Raw genomic sequence first — 17,183 nt, forward strand, 5'->3', positions numbered from 1 at the left:
CGGGCGCATGAGAAACGCACAAGGACCGCACGGGGCCGCACAGCGCGGCGTGCGTCCGGCCCAGCCAGTACGCGGCGAGGGCCGCGCCCCGGCGCTCGCCGAGCTCGGCGAAGATGGACGCCGCCTCGCCGAGCGGGCCGAGCGCGCGGGGTGCCTGGTCGAGGCCGAGGCCTACGTGCATCCGGCCCAGCGTCAGCAGGGCGTACGCCTCGCCGGGGCGGTGCCGCACCATGCGAAACCCGGCCAGGGCACGGTGGAGATGGCGGGCGGCGCGGCCGAACCTGCCGTGCCCTATCTCGGCCCAGGCCAGCATCTGGAGGACGTCGGCGAGCGCGAGCGGGTGACCCAGCCGCTCCGCCGCCTCCAGGGCCGGCTCCAGGACGTCGATGGCCTCCGCCTCGCGCTGCCGGCACAGCAGGGCGAAGCCCAGGCTGCGCAGGGCGACGACCCGGCCGTGCGCGTCGCCGAGGCGCTCCATGACGGCGGCGGCCGTCTCGGCGTCCTCCTGGGCGAGCCGGTCCATGCCCCGGTCGGCGACGGCGAAGCCGCGGTGGGTACGCAGCCGGGCGGCGTGGTGCTCCTCGCCCAGCTCGTCGAGCCGTTCGATGGCCGGGGCCCATCGGGTCACCGCCTCGTCCACCTGCCCCCGGACGGCCAGGGCCCTGGCCAGGGAGCCCTGGGCGACCGCGGCGGCGACGGGGTCGCCGTCGGCGGTGGCCCGGTCGAGCGCGGCCTCCGCGACCCGTTCCCACTCGTCCCACCAGTTCCGCAGGTGGCAGATGTCCTCCATCGCGGCGGCGAGTCCGGCCGTCTGCGCGCCGTAGCCGGATGCGGCGGCGAACTCGACGGCCGTGACGAGGCCGGGCCGTTCGCTCTCCAGCCAGCCGAACGGGTCGTCCGTCGCGGCGCCCGGGGCCTCACCGGCCCCCGGCCCGGCGACGTCGCCGGTCCCCGCCCGGACGAGCCGGTCGGCGGCGGCGCGGACACGGGCGAGACAGTCGTCGAGAAGCCGGGCCACCGCCGCCCGCCGCCACTCCGGAGTCTCCTCGGCGAGGGCACGCTCGGCGGCGTAGGCGTGCAGCAGATCGTGCGTGCGGTAGCGGGGCCGCCCCTGGGCGTCGACACGGGCGACGCGTATGAGGTTCGCTTCGAGGAGGGCGGCGAGGAGGGCGTCGGTGGTACGGGCGGGCACGGGGGCGGCCTCATGGCCGGGGTGCGGGTCGGTGACGGGGGCCGGGTCGTGGCGGGCCCCGTGGCCCGCCGGGCCGTGGCCCGGGCCGTGGCCGGACTGACGGTCCGTTCCCGGGCCGGTGGCACGATCGGCATCGGACCCCATGCCGAGAGCCGTGCCGGAGCCCGCACCGGGGCCGGCGCCGGGACCCGCACCAGGACCCACGGAGGGACTCGTACCGGGACGCCCGCCGAGACCGTCGCCCGAGCCCATGCCAGGACCCGGGCCGAGGCCCGTGCCGGGTTGCACACTGGGCCCGGCACCGGAGCCCGTGCCGAGCCCCGCACCCAGGCCCACCTCAAGCCCCGCGCCACGGCCCGCGTCAAGACCACCCGCCCCGCCCGGTGCGGCGGCCGTGTCCCCATCCCGGCCGGTCAGGAGCGCCATGAGCGCCCAGGACGGGAATTCCGGTGACGGGAGCATCCCGATGGCCCGGAAGGCCCTCGCGGCGTCGGGCGCCAGGTCGCGATAAGCGGCGGCAAGCCAGACGTGGGCGGTGAGTTCTCCCGCCGGGTGCCGGTGTTCCTCGGGGCACGACCGGGCCTCGGCGAGGCGGTCGGCCAGGCAGCGCACCCGCCAGTGGGGGCGGCTCGCGAGGGCCGCGCCGGCGACCCGTAGTGCCAGGGGCAGCCCGGCGCAGCCCGCCAGGACCTGTTCGGTCGCCTCCGGTTCCACGGCGAGGCGCCGGGTGCCGATGATGCGCCGCAGCAGGGTGGCCGCCTCCTCGTCGTCGAACGGGGCGACGTCGATGAGGTGGGCGCCGGCGAGGCCGGAGAGCCGGTTCCTGCTGGTGGCCAGGACGGCGCATTCGGGGGCGCCGGTGAGCAACGGGCGGATCTGGTCCGCGTCGCGCACGTCGTCGAGGACGACCAGCGCCTTGCGGTCGGCCGCCAGGGAGCGGAACATCGCCACGCGGTCCACCGTCGCCCGGGGCACGGACGAGCCGGGGACGCCCGCGCGGCGCAGCAGCTCCGCGAGGAGCGCGGCGGGCGTGCGCCGGGGGCCGCGCGCGCCGTCCAGGTGGAGGAACAACTGGCCGTCGGGGAAGGCGTGCCGCAGCAGGTGGGCGAGGCGGGTGGCCAGGGTGGTCTTGCCGACGCCCGGGGGGCCGGTGAGGACGACCACGGACGCGGCCGGGGCCGGGCCGCCGGAAGGGGCGGTGGGCGGGAGCGCGCTCACGGAACGCGCGGCGGCGAGTTCGAGCAGCGCGGCGGCGCGTGACATCACCAGGTCGCGTCCGGTGAAGTCGGCGATGTCGGAGGGGAGCCGGGGGTCCGGCCGCCAGACGGCCACGGGCCGTACCGGCTGGACGGGATGGACTGGGGCGTCGCCCAGCGCCGGGTCCCTGGTGAGCACCGCGCGGTGCAGCCTGCGCAGTTCGTCGCCGGGTTCGAGGCCGAGCTCGTCCCGGAGGGCGGCGCGGGCGAGAGCGTACGACTTGAGCGCGTCGCCCGGCCGGTGGCAGCGGTACTGGGCCACCATCAGCTTGGCCCACAGCGATTCGCGCAGCGGGTCGCGTTCCACCTGTGTCAGCAACTGGCCGACGAGTTCCCGGTGTTCGCCGAGGGAGAGCCGGGTCTCGGCGTAGTCCTCGAAGGCGGTCAGCCGGGCCTCCTCCAGTCGTGCCACCTCGATCTGGAGGGCCTCGTGGTGCGTCACCCGGTCGAACGCGCGGCCGCGCCACAGCGCGAGCGCCTCCCGCAGATTGCAGACGGCTCTTCGCTGGTCGCCTTCCGCCAGCGCGGCCCGCCCCCGGGCCATCAGGTCCTCGAACCGGTACAGGTCCAGCTCGTCGGGGTCCACGCGCAGTTGGTAGCCGCGGTGGCCCAGGCTCAGCCGGTCCTCGCCGGAGGCGGGGCCGAGCACCCTGCGCAACGCGGCGACGTAGCTGCGGACGTTGGCGTGGGCGGAGGCGGGCGGGCTCTCCCCCCAGATCTCGTCGCAGAGGCGGTCCGCGGACACGGCGGTGTTGGCGTTGACCAGCAGTGTGGCGAGCAGGGTGCGTTGTTTCGGCCCGCCGAGCGGCAGCGGACGGCCGTCCGCGACGGCCTCGAGTGGCCCCAGCACCTTGAACTCGACGCGCGGCACCTCGACCCGCATGACCACCCTTCCCCCGGTCGCACGGCAGAGCGCGTGACCGCTCCGCTGTGCGCGACTCGGACGAACACAAGTCCGTCAACCATAGGGTGAATGCGGTGGACGATGTTCCACTTGCCGTGGCGAGGGGTAGGGGCCGCTACTCCTCGATGGCCCCGCCCACGGCCCGCAGGTGGTCACGGAACGTCAGGGACGGGTCCTCCCGGCGCCGGGCGAGATAGGCGCCGAAGCGCACCTGGTCGCGCAGGGACTCCCCCGCGCGGATGCGTTCGGCCTGACGTCGCTCGGTGTCGCGGATCGTCTCCGCGAGCGTGACGAGCTCCCCGGCGCGGTCCGCCGGAAGGAACAGCACGCCGTCGTCGTCGCCGACGACCACGTCCCGGCGGCCCACCGTCCACTCCCCCACCGTGGCGGACTCCAGCGCGTCACCGGGCCGGGCGTCGAGGCGCAGGGGGCCGGTCGGGATCGCCCCGAGGCTGAAGACCGGCAGTCCGATCGCCCGGATGTCGGCGGTGTCGCGGTGCAGCCCCCAGATCACGACGCCCTCCAGCCCGGCGCCGCGGGCCTCCAGCACCGCGAGGTCGCCGACGCACGCCTCGTCGAGCCGTCCGTCGTTGTCGACCACGAGGATGTCGCCGGGCGCGGCGTTCTCGAACGCCTCCAGGAAGATGTCGACGCTGCCGACGTGCCGGGCGGGCAGCACCCGGCCGGCCAGCCGCCCGCCGGGTTCCACGGCGCTCAGCCCGGCGGGCCCGCAGCGCACCGGGACCCGGGCGCGTACGCACGCGTCGGCCAGGTGGGCCGTGGTCAGGGACGCGAAGCGTTTACGGAGCTCGTGCTGGTCCATGCGGTCTCCCCCTCATGGTTCCTCAGGGGCTCAGTCTAGGCACGGCTACCGCATACGACAGGGCGGCGGCGCCCCGGGTGGGGTGCCGCCGCCCTGTGGCGACTGCTGGTTTGATCAGTACGCGGAGTTGACGTTGTCCATCGAGCCGTACTTGTCGGCCGCGTAGGCACAGGACGCCGTGATGTTGGCGACCGGGTCGTAGATGTCCCAGGACGTGCCCTCGACGTGATACGCCTTGAACGTCGGGTCGATGATCTGAAGCAGACCCTTGGACGGCACACCGTTGACGGCGTTGACGTCCCAGTCGTTGATCGCACGCGGGTTACCGGTCGACTCACGCATCACATTGCGCTTGATGCCCTCGTAGGAGGCCGGGATGCCCTTGGCACGCAGGACGTCCAGGGACTGCTTGATCCAGCCGTCCAGGTTGTCACCGTAGGCCTTGGCGGCCGGGGCGGCGGCCTTGGCGGGCTTGGTGGCGGGCTTCAGGGCGGTGCGCTCGGTGGAGCGGCTGGCGGCCTCCTTGGCGGCACGCTCCTTGTCGGCGCGCTGCTTGTCGGCCTGAGCCTTGGCGTCGGCCTCGGCCTTGTCGGCGGTGGCCTTCTTGGCCTCGGCGGCGACCTTGGCCTGCGCGATGGCGGCGTCCGTCTGCTGGGTGAGCTCGACCTGCTGCGTCTCGCCGAAGGAGTCGGCGTTCCACGCGACGGTCTTCATGGCGTGGGTGTCGGCGGCGGTGGCCGGAACGGCGGCCAGGGCCACGGCGGCACCGGCGGCCACGAGGACAGCGGTGGCGGAGATCTTGTGGGCCTTGGGCAGAGCGGTATAGCCGGAGATGGTGGAGCGCATAACTGAGCTGAACCCTTCCAATCGCGTAGTCGCAGTGGCCGTCATTGGCGCGAAGAAAGCGCCGCGTCTCGATCGACGGCGCCCTGCGACCCCGTAATTGTTAGCGGCGACGAAAGCCGCTGGCAAAGGTGTGACCTACTACCCCACACCCCCAAGAACCAGGTCCAGACCACCCCGGAATGTCCGTTTTGCACCGCGCGAGCGGCCCTGCACCCCACTAACCGCCTTCGTATGTGATCCAGCTCCCATGAGCGGCCTCACAGCGGGCGCCCTCACCGCCCACACGGAGCGACGGGCCGGACACGGCCCGTCCGGACTTCCCGCCCGATTCGGGGCCACACACCCCGTTGTCCGTTAATCGGCGACACTCCCCCATCCATCGGTCAACTCACGACCAACTCTTCGTCGTGGACCTGCCAAGCACTCGGATTCGGTGGCACGCTCACCACGGCTCGTCCGAACAAGCTTCGAACGACCCCCACCGAACGCACCGAACGCACAGCAGGCACCACCCCGGCGACAATCGGCCGCCGGGCCAGCGCAGGCCGGTGAAAACCGGCCGGGCCCAAGGAGTTCGCGTGAGACCCACCCCCCATGACGACGACCGCCGTTCCTCCCGCACCTCCCGCCGGACGCGGATGAGCGCGGCGTTCGTCGCCACGGCCGCGATGGTGGCCGTGGGCGTCCAGGCCGGCACCGCCGGCGCCGCGCCGGGTACGGCGAGCGCGTCGGCCGGTGCCGCCGCGGCATCCCCCGCCCAGCGGACCGCCCTGATATCCGCCGCCGAGAACGGCGCCGGGTCCACCGCCCGGTCGCTGGGCCTCGGCACGCAGGAGCGGCTGGTCGTCAGGGACGTCGTCAAGGACGCCGACGGCACCGTGCACACCCGTTACGACCGGACGTACGCGGGGCTGCCCGTCCTCGGCGGCGACCTGGTCGTGCACGTCAAGGGCGACCGGCGCACCGTCACCAAGGCGACGTCCCGGAGCATCGCCGTGCCCAGCACCACCCCCAAGGTCCCCGCCGCCACCGCGCAGCGGACCGCGCTCGCGCACGCCTCCGACGCCAGCCTCGCCCGCCCGGCCCAGGACAACGTGCGCAAGGTCGTCTGGGCCGCCTCCGGGAAGCCGGTGCTGGCCTGGGAGTCGGTGGTGACGGGAACGCAGAAGGACGGCACCCCCAGCCAGCTGCACGTCATCACCGACGCCACCAGCGGCAAGAAGCTCTACGCCTTCGACGGCATCGAGACCGGCACCGGCACGGGCCAGTACAACGGCCGGGTCACCATCGGCACGACGAAGAGCGGCAGCTCGTACCAGCTGCGCGACAACACGCGCGGCGGGCACCAGACCACCGACCTGCGCCAGGGCACCTCCGGCAACGGCACGCTGTTCACCAACTCCTCCGACATCTGGGGCAACGGCAGCGCGAGCAACCGCCAGACCGCCGCCGTCGACGCCCACTACGGCGCGCAGGAGACCTGGGACTTCTACAAGCAGACCTTCGGCCGCAACGGCATCCGCAACGACGGCGTCGCGTCCTACTCCCGCGTCCACTACGGCAACAGCTACGTGAACGCCTTCTGGGACGACAGCTGCTTCTGCATGACCTACGGCGACGGCCAGGGCAACACCCACCCGCTGACCTCCCTCGACGTCGCGGGCCACGAGATGTCCCACGGCGTCACCTCGGCCACCGCGGGCCTGGAGTACAGCGGGGAGTCCGGTGGTCTCAACGAGGGGACCAGCGACATCTTCGCCACCGGCGTGGAGTTCTTCGCCAAGAACCCCGACAACCCGGCCAACTACCTCATCGGCGAGAAGATCGACATCAACGGTGACGGCACCCCGCTGCGCTATATGGACCAGCCCAGCAAGGACGGCGCCTCCCTCGACTACTGGAGCCCCGACGCCGGCAGCGTCGACGTCCACTACTCGTCGGGCATCGCCAACCACTTCTTCTACCTGCTCTCGGAGGGCAGCGGTACGAAGACGATCAACGGCGTCACCTACAACAGCCCCACCTACGACGGCTCCTCCGTCCCCGGCATCGGCCGGGACAAGGCCCTGGCCGTCTGGTACAAGGCGCTGACCACGTACATGACGTCGACCACGGACTACGCGGCCGCCCGCCAGGCGACCCTCCAGGCCGCCGCCGACCTGTACGGCAGCGGCAGCACCGAGTACCAGGTCGTCGGTAACACCTGGACGGCGGTCAACGTCGCCTGACGCGACCCGCACCGCACGACGACGGCGGCACCCCGGAGTGGGGTGCCGCCGTTTCGCGTCCGCTGGTTTGATCAGTATGCGGAGTTGACGTTGTCCATGGAGCCGTACTTGTCGGCGGCGTAGGCGCAGGAGGCGGTGATGTTGGCGACCGGGTCGTAGATGTCCCAGGAGGTGCCTTCGACGTGATACGCCTTGAACGTCGGGTCGATGATCTGAAGCAGACCCTTGGACGGCACACCGTTGACGGCGTTGACGTCCCAGTCGTTGATGGCGTGGGGGTTACCGGTGGACTCACGCATCACGTTGCGCTTGATGCCGTCGTAGGAGGCGGGGATGCCCTTGGAGCTCAGGATGTCCAGGGACTGCTTGATCCAGCCGTCCAGGTTGTCACCGTAGGCCTTGGCAGCCGGAGCGGCGGGCTTGGTGGCGGGCTTCAGGGCGGTGCGCTCGGTGGAACGGTTGGCTCGCTCCTGGCCGTCAACCTTGGCCTTGGCCGTGGTGGTGGCCTGGGCGGTGGCGGCGTCGGTGGCCTTGTCCAGCTCGGCCTGCTGCGTGACACCGAACTCGTTCGCGCTCTGCGCCACCGTCTTCACACCGGTGGTCTCGGCGGCGGTGGCCGGGACGGCGGCCAGGGCCACAGCGGCACCAGCAGCCACCAGGACAGCGGTGGCGGAGATCTTGTGAGCCTTGGGCAGAGCGGTATAGCCGGAGATGGTGGAGCGCATAACTGAGCTGAACCCTTCCAATCGCTTAATCGCCGGTGGCCGTCATTGGCGCAAACAAGAGCGCCGTTTCTCGATCGACGGCGCCAGGCGACTCCGCAATTGTTAGCGGCGCCCGAACCCCCTGGCAAAGGTGTGACCTACTACCCCACACCCCCAAGAACCAGGTCCAGACCACAACCCAAATGCCCGAATTGCACCCACGGGCACACCACCCACCCACTACCCCACCTCGTAGGTGACCCACCTCTCATGGCCCGGCTCACACCCCGCACCCGATTCACCCACCCGACGTGATCGCACCCTCACGCAAAGGGGTACGTAGAGCCGCGACCCCCTGAAGAGAGGACGGGATGTGCCGAGCGACGGTCCGGGGCGCGGTCTGCGGGTGCGGCCGACGTCGTCCTGGTTCACGACCGGCTTCAGCGTGGGGCTGGGGCTGACGCTGGCCTATACGGCCCTCCAGACCGTCCTGCGCATCAGCGGCATCCTCACCCTTCTCCTTCTCTCCCTTTTCTCAGCGATCAGCCTGGAGCCCGTGGTCGCCTGGATGACCAGACGGCGGATCCGCCGGGGCTGGGCGGTCGCTCTCGCGGTCGCCGGGCTGCTGGGGCTGCTGGCGGGGTTCCTCGCGCTGGTGATCCCGCCCGTGTCCGACGAGGTCTCGGCGCTCGTCGCCGCGGTGCCGAAGTGGCTGGAGCAGTTCCACGACCGCAACTCCTTCCTCGGGCACCTGGAGGCGCGCTACCACCTGCTGGACCGGGCCCGCCGGGAATTCGGGCCGCACGCCGGCACGACGGTGGTGGGCGGGCTGCTGGGCGCCGGGCACATCGTCGTCAACGCGGTGACGGGCGCGGGGCTGGTCGTCGTCCTGACCGTCTACTTCATGGTCGGGATGGAGCAGCTGAAGCGGTTCGGCTACCGGTTCGTCCCGCTCAGCCGCAGAGCGGCCGTGGTGGAGCTGACCGAGGAGATCCTGCTGCGGGTCGGCCGGTACATGCTCGGCAACGTCGTCACGTCCGTCATCGCGGGCCTCGCCACCTTCGCCTGGTGCGCCGGGCTGGACGTGCCCTACCCGGCCGCGCTCGGCTTCTTCGTCGCCGTCATGGACATGATCCCGATCGTGGGGTCGACCATCGGCGGGTTGGTCGTCAGCCTCGTCGCCCTGGCCGTGTCCTTTCCCGTCGCCCTGGGAACCGCGGGCTTCTATGTCGCCTTCCGGCTGGCCGAGGACTACCTGATCATGCCCAAGGCGATGAGCTTCGCCGTCAATGTGCACCCCATCGTCACGGTCGTCGCCGTCGTGGTCGGCGGAGCGCTGCTGGGCATCGTCGGGGCGCTCATCGCCATCCCCGTCGCCGTGGGCATCGGCATCGTGCTCGACGACACGGTCTTCCCCCGCATCGACCGGGCCTGACCGCGCCTGACCGCCCCGGCAGGCGACACAGCCGATCGCCCGTTCGCCCGGCCGTTCCGCCGGCGGCGGGCATGGCGGCGGGGGCGGTGATCCCGGGTGGTGTAAGCAGGATCCATGCACCTTCGGCGACCACCCGGGACGCCCCGATCGCCGGGGCGGCCGAGCCGGGCGCTGATCGCCGTACCACTCCTGATCATCGTGGCCGTCACCATCGTCGACGTCCTCGCCCCGCCCCAGGTGCACCTCGGCCCCTTCCTCGTCGCCGCTCCCGCCATCACGGCGTCCTTCGCCGGCCCTCGCCTGACGGGGGCCGTCGGGGTGATCGCCGTCGTGGCCCAGTCGGTCGTCGCCGTCATCCGCACCAGCCTCACCGACCTCAACCACACCCTCCAGATCAGCGCCCTGATCCTGATCTCGGTGATCGTCACCCTCTTCGCCCACCGCCGCGAGCGGCACGAGAAGGAGATGACCCAGCTCAGATCGGTCGCGGAGGCGACCCAGGGCGTGGTGATGCGGCCGCTGCCCCGTCGGGTCGGCCCGCTGCGCATCGGGTCCGTGTATCTCGCGGCCGAGGCGGAGGCCCGGATCGGCGGCGATCTGTACGCCGTGGCCCGTACGGCCCACGGCACCCGGCTCGTCATCGGGGACGTGCGCGGCAAGGGCCTGGAGGCCATCGGTGACGCGGCGCTCGTGCTCGGCGCCTTCCGGGCCGCCGCGCACCGGCAGGCCGAGCTGCCGGTGCTGGTCGCCGACCTCGAAGGAGCCCTCTCCTCGGGGCTGAGCGACCCGGGCGCGGCGCGGGAGGGGCGGCCGCACCGGGAGGAGGCGTTCGTCACCGCGGCCGTGCTGGACGTGCCCGACACCGAGCCGGCCCTGCGCTTGGTCAGCTGTGGGCATCCCCCTCCCCTGCTGCTGCGCGACGGCCTGGTCACCGCGCTGGAAGTGGAGCAGCAAGGGCTGCCGCTGGGGCTGACCGAGTTCTCCCTCACCGGCTTCGCCGTGGAGTCCTTCGCCTTCGGGCCCGGCGATCTCGTCCTGCTGTACACGGACGGGGTGATCGAGGCCCGTGATGCCGCCGGGCGGTTCTATCCGCTGGCCGAGCGTCTGGCGTCCTGGCCGGGCGGCAAGCCCGAGGCGCTCCTGCGGTATCTGTGCGAGGACCTGCTCGCCCACTCCGGGGGTTCCCTCGGCGACGACGCGGCCTTGGTCGCCGTCCAGCGCCTGCGCGAACCAGTAAGCCGAGCGACCGGAGGGCCGAACGGCAGATGAGCAGCCACCCGCCTCGGGCGGTCTCCCGCCAGGAGTTCGACACGCTCTTCGACGCCGTTCGCGCGTGGGGGCGCTGGGAAGCGGCGCCCGACCGGGGGGCCTGGAACCGGGTGACGGACGAGCATGTGCGGCGGGCCGTGTCCCTGGTGCGGTCCGGGACCGTGGTACCGATGGGACGGCCGTGGGACACCGCGTCCGGGCCGGACAACGCCAGGCCCGCGCTCCACTACATGTCCGACCTCGGCGACGTCGAGGCCCCCGAACCCGCCACCCACAAGGACTTCCTCGGCGCCGACTACCACGGCAAGAGCGTCAGCCATCTGGACGCGCTGGCCCACGTCGCCTACCGGGGGCGGCTCTACGACGGCGGTGTCGCCCGGGAGCTCGTCGGCGCGGCGGGCGCCCGCTTCGGCGCCGTCCCGGCGCTCGGCCCCCTGGTGACGAGGGGCGTCCTGCTGGATCTGCCCGCCGTCCGGGGGCGTGCCTGGCTGGAGCCCGGGGAGGCCGTGGACGCGGCGGAGCTCGCCGCCGCCGAGGCGGCGCTCGGCGCGCGGATCGGCGAGGGCGACGCGGTGCTGGTGCGCGTCGGCCGGTACCGCCGCCGCGCGGAGCTGGGCCCCTGGGACGCCGACGCGGCCTGCGCGGGCCTCCACGTGGACGCCGTGCCCCTGCTGGCCGAGCGCGGCATCGCGCTGCTCGGCGGCGACGGCGACAGCGACGTACGGCCTTCGCCGGTGGAGGGCGTGCACTCCCCCGTGCACGCCCTCGCCATCGCCGCGATGGGGGTGCCGCTACTGGACAACCTCGATCTGGAGGAGCTCTCGGCGGCCTGCGCGGCGGCGGGACGGTACACGTTCCTGCTGGTCGTGGCGCCGCTGAACATCCCCGGGGGCACGGGCTCGCCCGTCAACCCGGTCGCGGTGCTCTGACCTCCCGCCCCGGAAGCGCTCCCCGGTCTGGACGAAGTTCTAAAATGGAACATCGGTGCACCAGTGAGGGCGGTGATCCGGATGGGGCTCGTGGCGGACGACATCGGCCCCGTGCTCGCCCGGGACCAGTTCCTCCGCGGCGAGTCGGTCGAGGCGGCCGTGCGCGGCCCGATCCTCAACTCCTGGCAGCGTTCGGTGTCCCTGGGGCTCTCCCCGGACGGCTGCGAGCTGCCCTTCCTCCAGGACCTCGACGTCGACGGCCGGCTCGCCCGCGCGGCCGGGCCCGTCATGGACCGGCTGCGGGAGCGGTTCGCGGGGCGGAGCGTGAACGTGTCGCTCGCCGACGGGCGCGGGGCCGTGCTGCAACGCCGCTTCGGCGAGGCCTCGATGGTCGGCCGGCTGCCCGCGATCCAGACCGTGCCGGGCTTCGTGTTCGACGAGAAGTTCGCGGGGACCAACGGCATCGGCCTGGCACTGGCCGAGCGACGGCTGATCCACGTCTACGGCGCCGAGCACTTCGCCGAACGTTCCCAGGCCAACGCGTGCTCCGCGATACCCGTGCGGGACCCGCTCAGCGGGCGCATCGAGGGGGTGCTGTGCCTGGGCTATCCGCACACCGACGTGGATGTGGCCCTGGACATCGTCATGAGCAAGGCGGCGGGGGTCATCGAGCAGCGGCTGCTGGATCAGAGTTCGGCGCGCGAACGCGCCCTGCTCCAGGCGTACCTCGACATCCGGCGCCGACTGCCGTCCGCCGACGGCCGGCCGGGCCGGCCGGTCATGGTCGAGCTGGACTGGCGCGACCGGATGATCCTGGAGGAGCGGGCCACCGAGCTGATCTCCGCCGCCCAGCGGGCCGCCGTCGAGGTGGCCCTGCCCAGCGGCCGGCGGATCACCCTGGTGAGCCGCCCGGTGACGAGCTCCTCCGGCGTGGAGGGCGTCGCCGTCGAGGCGGTCGTACCCACATCGGACATGCGCCTCGCCGTCCCCACCGAGATCACCGCCCCCACCGGAATTGCCACCTCCGCCGAGATCACCGCCCTCACACCGGTCGCCGACGTCAACCCGCTCGCCCGTGCCGTCGCCACGGCCCACCCACCGGGCGCCGCGACGCGGCCGCCCGGCGGCGCGACGGGCGACGGCGCGGGGGCCGACGGGCTCGTGCTCGTGGGCGAGCCGGGGGTGGGCAAGTACGCCGTGGCGGCCCGGCGCCGTCTGGAGCTGCTGTCCGAGGCCAGCACCCGCATCGGCACCACCCTGGACGTGGGCCGCACCGCCCGGGAGCTCGCCGAGATGGCCGTACCGCGCCTGGCCGACTTCGTCACCATCGACCTCCCCGAGGCCGTGCTGCGCGGGGACGAGCCCACCGACCCCACCCGGGACCTCCACCGGACCGTGGTGCACGGCATCCGCGACGACTGCCCGTTCTACCCCGCCGGCGAGCGGGTCCACCTCCAGCCGAGCACGCCCCAGCTGCGCTGTCTGACCAGCGGGCGGACCGTGCTGGTGCCGGATCTCAGGTCCGCCGCCGGCTGGATCGCCCAGAGCCGCGCCAACGCCCAGCGCATCCTCGCCCACAACGTCCACTCCCTCATCGCCGTCCCGCTCCTGGCCCGCGGGATCGCCCTGGGCATCGCGAGCTTCTACCGCGCGCGCGACCCCGCCCCCTTCGGGGACGACGACCGTTCGCTCGCGCAAGAGCTCGCCACCCGCGCCGCCATCTGCATCGACAACGCGCGCCGCTACACCCGCGAGCACGCCATGGTGCTGGCCCTCCAGCACAGCCTGCTGCCGCAGGGCTTCCCCGAGCAGAACGCCGTCGAGGTCGCGCACCGCTACATGCCCGCCGAATCCGGCGTCGGCGGCGACTGGTTCGACGTCATCCCGCTCTCCGGCACCCGCGTCGCCCTCGTCGTCGGGGACGTCGTCGGCCACGGGCTGCACGCCGCCGCGACCATGGGGCGGCTGCGCACCGCCGCGCGCAACTTCGCCGAGCTGGACCTGCCCCCGGACGAGGTCCTCATCCACCTCGACAACCTCGTGGGCCGCCTCGACCGGGAGGAGTGCGGGGACGACCCCTTCTCCGGCATCACCGGCATCATCGGGGCGACCTGCCTGTACGTCATCTACGACCCCACCTCGCAGCGGTGCACCATGGCCCGGGCCGGTCACTGCCCGCCCGCGCTGGTCCGCCCCGACGGCACCGTCACCTTCCCCGACCTGCCCGCCGGACCGCCGCTGGGGCTGGGCGGCCTCCCCTTCGAGACCGCCGAGTTCCAGCTGCCAGAGGGCAGCCAGCTGGTCCTCTACACCGACGGGCTCATCGAGGACCGCGACCGCGACTTCGACACCGCCCTGGAGCAGCTGCGCCGGGCCCTGGCCCACCCGAACCGGCCGCCCGAGGAGACCTGTCAGGCGGTCATGGAGGCCGTCGTCCCCGAGCACCCCGCCGACGACATCGCCCTGCTCGTCGCCCGCACCCACACCCTCGACCCGCACCGCGTCGCCACCTGGGACCTGCCCGCCGACCCCGCGCTCGTCGCCACCGTGCGCGCCGCGGTCGCCCGGCAACTGGTCGCGTGGGGGCTGGACGAGATCTCCTTCGACATCGAACTGCTGCTCAGCGAGCTGGTCACCAACGCCGTCCGCTACGGCGGCGGCCCCATCCAGGTGCGCCTGCTCTACGACCGCACCCTGACCTGCGAGGTCTCCGACACCAGCAGCACCGCTCCGCATCTGCGCCACGCCGCGACCACCGACGAGGGCGGCCGCGGTCTGTTCCTCGTGGCGCGGCTCTCCCAGGCCTGGGGCACCCGCTACACCGTCGAGGGCAAGGTCATCTGGGCCGAGTGCGCGCTGGAGATGCCCGCGGGGAAGGACGGCGAACCCGCCGGGCTCGCCCTGGACGCCTTCGGGTCCCTCGGCTCGTTCGACGACATCCCCGCGATCTGACGGCCCATCCGGCGCCGGGGCCGACGAGGGACGTAGCATGTCGGATATGCGGTATCTCGTCCGCATCCGCGGTCTCAGCAAGCGGTTCGGCGGCACCATCGCCCTGGACGCGGTCGACCTCGACATCCCGGCCGGCGGCGTCCTGGCGCTGCTGGGCCCCAACGGCGCCGGGAAGTCCACCCTCATCAAGGTGCTCGCGGGCGTCCACCACCCGGACGCGGGCGAAGTGACCGTCGCCGGGCATCCGCTGGGCACCGAGGCGGCCCGCCGCGCCATGTCCTTCATCCACCAGGACCTGGGCCTGGTCGAGTGGATGACGGTCGCCGAGAACATCGCCCTGGGCGCCGGCTATCCACGCCGCGCCGGACTGGTCTCCTGGCGGCGCGTCCGCCGGCAGGGCGCCGAGGCCCTCGGCGTCGTCGCCGCGCACCTCGACCCCGACGCCGTCGTCGCCGACCTCACCCGGGCCGAACGCTCCCTGGTGGCCATCGCCCGCGCCCTGTGCGTCCGGGCCGCGCTGATCGTCCTGGACGAGCCGACCGCCAGCCTCCCGGCGGCGGACTGCGCGCGGCTCTTCGCCGTCCTGCGCACCCTGAGCGACCGCGGTCACGCCGTCGTCTTCGTCACCCACCGGCTGGACGAGGTGGGGGAGGTCGCCGACACCTTCGCCGTCCTGCGCGACGGCCGGGTCGCCGGCCACGGCCCGGTCGCCGGCTATCCCACCGCCCGGCTGGTGCGTGACGTCGTCGGCCACGACCCCGGCCGCCACCACGTCCCCGCGCCCGCCACCGGGCCGGTCGTCCTCGGTCTCGACGGCGTCCGCACCGAGCACACCGCGCCCGTGACACTGCGGCTGCGCGCCGGCGAGGCCCTCGGCCTCGTGGGGCTCACCGGCGCCGGACACACGACCCTGGGCCGCGCCCTCGCCGGGGCGCGGCCGGTCCTCGGCGGCCGGATCCGGCTGGCGGGCCGGCCCTACCGCCCGGACTCCGTCGCCCACGCCGTGGCCGCCGGCGTCGGCTTCGTCAGCAGCGACCGGCAGGGGGAGGGCTGCGCCCCCGACCTGACCGTACGGGAGAACTTCCTGGCCAACCCCCGGGCGGGCGGGACGTCCGGCACCCACTGGATCAGCCCCGGGCCCGAGCGCGCCGAGGCCGCCGCGCTGATCGAACGCTTCTCGGTGCGGCCCCGCGGCAGCGAGCGGCCGATCGCCACGCTGTCCGGCGGGAACCAGCAGAAGGTCATGCTCGGCCGGTGGCTGCGGCTGCCCCGGACCCTGCTGATCCTGGAGGAGCCGACGGCCGGGGTGGACGTCGGCGCCAAGGCGGCGGTCCACCGGCTGCTGCGGGAAGCGCTGGCCGACGGGCTGGCCGTGCTGCTCGTCTCCAGCGACTTCGAGGAGGTCGCCGACGTGTGCCACCGTGCGCTCGTCCTCGTCCGCGGCGCCGTGACGGCGGAGCTGGACGGGGCGGCCCTGACCGCCGGCGCGCTCACCCGCGCCGCCTCGGCCATGACACCGCTCACCGGCGACGCCCCCGGCGAGGACGGTCCCGGTGGGGACAACGGCGGGGACGACGGCGGGAGCCACGCCACCGGGGCGCCGGGATGACCCCGCCGGGCCCGGGCCGGCGGCTCCTGGCCGGCCGCCTCGGGCACCTCGGGCACCTCCTCGGCGCCTACGGCCTCCTGACCCTCACCGTCCTGCTGTTCGTCGTCTTCTCCCTCGCCCTGCCGGACACCTTCCCCACGCTCGACAACATCTCCGCCGTCCTGTCCAACCAGTCCATCCCCGCCGCCCTCGCGCTCGGCGCGACGATCCCCATCGCCGCCGGCCGGTTCGACCTGTCCATCGGCTACGGGCTCGGCCTCGCGCACGTCATGACGATGCGGCTCATCGTCACCCAGGGGTGGCCCTGGCCGCTCGCCTGCCTCGTGGTGACCCTCGGCGGCGCGGCCGTCGGCGCCGTCAACGGCGTCGTCGTCGAATACGCGCGGATCGACTCGTTCATCGCCACCCTCGGCACCGGCAGCATCATGTACGCCGTCACCGGCTGGATCACCGACGGCGCCCGGGTCGTCCCCGGCCCGCACGGCCTCCCGGCCGCCTTCACCGACCTCTACGACTCCCGGTTCCTGGGCCTGCCCGTCCCCGCCTTCTACGTCCTCGCGCTCACCGCCGTCCTGTGGCTGTTCCTGGAACGGCTCCCCCTGGGCCGGTACCTGTACGTCATCGGGTCCAACCCCCGCGCGGCCGAGCTCGTGGGCATCCCCTCGCGGCGCTTCGTCATCCACGCCTTCACCGTCTCGGGCCTGGTCGTCGGCGGCGCCGGGGTCCTCCTGGCCGCGCAGCAGCAGATCGGCAACCCCAGCGTCGGCATGGACTACCTGCTGCCCGCCTTCGTCGGCGCGCTGCTCGGCTCCACCGCCATCAGGCCCGGCCGGGCCAACGCCCTGGGCACCCTCGTCGCCGTCACCGTCCTCGCCGTGGGCCTCGCGGGCATCGGCCAGCTCGGCGCCCGCTTCTGGGTCACCCCGCTGTTCAACGGCGGCACCCTGCTCGTCGCCGTCGGCCTGGCCGGCTACGCCGCGCGCCGGCAGCTGCGCCGCCGCCGGGCCGAGCCCTCCGGGGTCACTCCGTGAGAGGC

General features: G+C 73.4%; 11 protein-coding genes and 1 pseudogene. 8 read left to right on the plus strand and 4 right to left on the minus strand.

Annotated elements, in window-relative coordinates:
- Window positions 1-7: 7 nt before the first annotated feature.
- A complete protein-coding gene (locus RM609_RS03685) occupies window positions 8-1,645 on the plus strand; it encodes a hypothetical protein (protein WP_311607878.1) in 1,638 nt (545 codons plus the stop codon).
- Window positions 1,646-1,981: 336 nt separating this feature from the next.
- On the opposite strand, the pseudogene RM609_RS34425 reads toward RM609_RS03685, so the two are convergent.
- From RM609_RS34425 to RM609_RS03705, 3 genes and pseudogenes are all read right to left on the minus strand, one after another.
- Window positions 1,982-3,331: pseudogene (locus RM609_RS34425) on the minus strand (AfsR/SARP family transcriptional regulator); the annotation flags it as partial.
- 136 nt (window positions 3,332-3,467) lie between these two features.
- A complete protein-coding gene (locus tag RM609_RS03700; protein WP_311607883.1) occupies window positions 3,468-4,175 on the minus strand; it encodes an RraA family protein in 708 nt (235 codons plus the stop codon).
- A gap of 114 nt (window positions 4,176-4,289) precedes the next feature.
- On the minus strand, window positions 4,290-5,021 hold the full coding sequence (locus RM609_RS03705) for a transglycosylase SLT domain-containing protein (protein WP_311607885.1): 732 nt from the start codon (window positions 5,019-5,021) through the stop codon (window positions 4,290-4,292).
- A gap of 638 nt (window positions 5,022-5,659) precedes the next feature.
- Between RM609_RS03705 and RM609_RS03710 the strand changes: the two genes are divergently transcribed.
- Window positions 5,660-7,249, plus strand: coding sequence for a M4 family metallopeptidase (locus tag RM609_RS03710; RefSeq protein WP_311608493.1), 1,590 nt, complete (start codon window positions 5,660-5,662; stop codon window positions 7,247-7,249).
- 71 nt (window positions 7,250-7,320) lie between these two features.
- Here the strand turns inward: RM609_RS03710 and RM609_RS03715 are convergent, their stop codons facing one another.
- A complete protein-coding gene (locus tag RM609_RS03715) occupies window positions 7,321-7,974 on the minus strand; it encodes a transglycosylase SLT domain-containing protein (protein WP_311607887.1) in 654 nt (217 codons plus the stop codon).
- A gap of 352 nt (window positions 7,975-8,326) precedes the next feature.
- On the opposite strand from RM609_RS03715, the gene RM609_RS03720 reads away from it, so the two are divergent.
- From RM609_RS03720 to RM609_RS03745, 6 genes are all read left to right on the plus strand, one after another.
- On the plus strand, window positions 8,327-9,388 hold the full coding sequence (locus tag RM609_RS03720) for an AI-2E family transporter (RefSeq protein WP_311607889.1): 1,062 nt from the start codon (window positions 8,327-8,329) through the stop codon (window positions 9,386-9,388).
- 114 nt (window positions 9,389-9,502) lie between these two features.
- Window positions 9,503-10,657: a PP2C family protein-serine/threonine phosphatase gene (locus RM609_RS03725; protein ID WP_311607891.1), complete on the plus strand. Its 1,155-nt coding sequence runs from the start codon at window positions 9,503-9,505 to the stop codon at window positions 10,655-10,657.
- Complete coding sequence (locus tag RM609_RS03730; RefSeq protein WP_311607892.1) at window positions 10,654-11,586, plus strand: cyclase family protein; 933 nt, start codon at window positions 10,654-10,656, stop codon at window positions 11,584-11,586. The genes RM609_RS03725 and RM609_RS03730 overlap by 4 nt, the downstream gene beginning before the upstream one ends.
- Window positions 11,587-11,667: 81 nt before the next feature.
- Window positions 11,668-14,538 carry a SpoIIE family protein phosphatase gene (locus RM609_RS03735; RefSeq protein WP_311607894.1) on the plus strand — a complete coding sequence of 957 codons (2,871 nt, stop codon included), beginning with the start codon at window positions 11,668-11,670 and terminating at the stop codon, window positions 14,536-14,538.
- 46 nt (window positions 14,539-14,584) lie between these two features.
- The gene (locus RM609_RS03740) at window positions 14,585-16,147 is read left to right on the plus strand and encodes a sugar ABC transporter ATP-binding protein (protein WP_311607895.1); all 1,563 of its coding nucleotides are present in this window, start codon (window positions 14,585-14,587) and stop codon (window positions 16,145-16,147) included.
- Window positions 16,144-17,178: an ABC transporter permease gene (locus RM609_RS03745; RefSeq protein ID WP_311607898.1), complete on the plus strand. Its 1,035-nt coding sequence runs from the start codon at window positions 16,144-16,146 to the stop codon at window positions 17,176-17,178. Before RM609_RS03740 ends, RM609_RS03745 begins: the two co-directional genes overlap by 4 nt.
- The last annotated feature ends 5 nt before the right edge of the window (window positions 17,179-17,183 follow it).

This window comes from Streptomyces hesseae (genome assembly GCF_031845785.1).
Classification (GTDB): Bacteria; Actinomycetota; Actinomycetes; order Streptomycetales; family Streptomycetaceae; genus Streptomyces; species Streptomyces hesseae.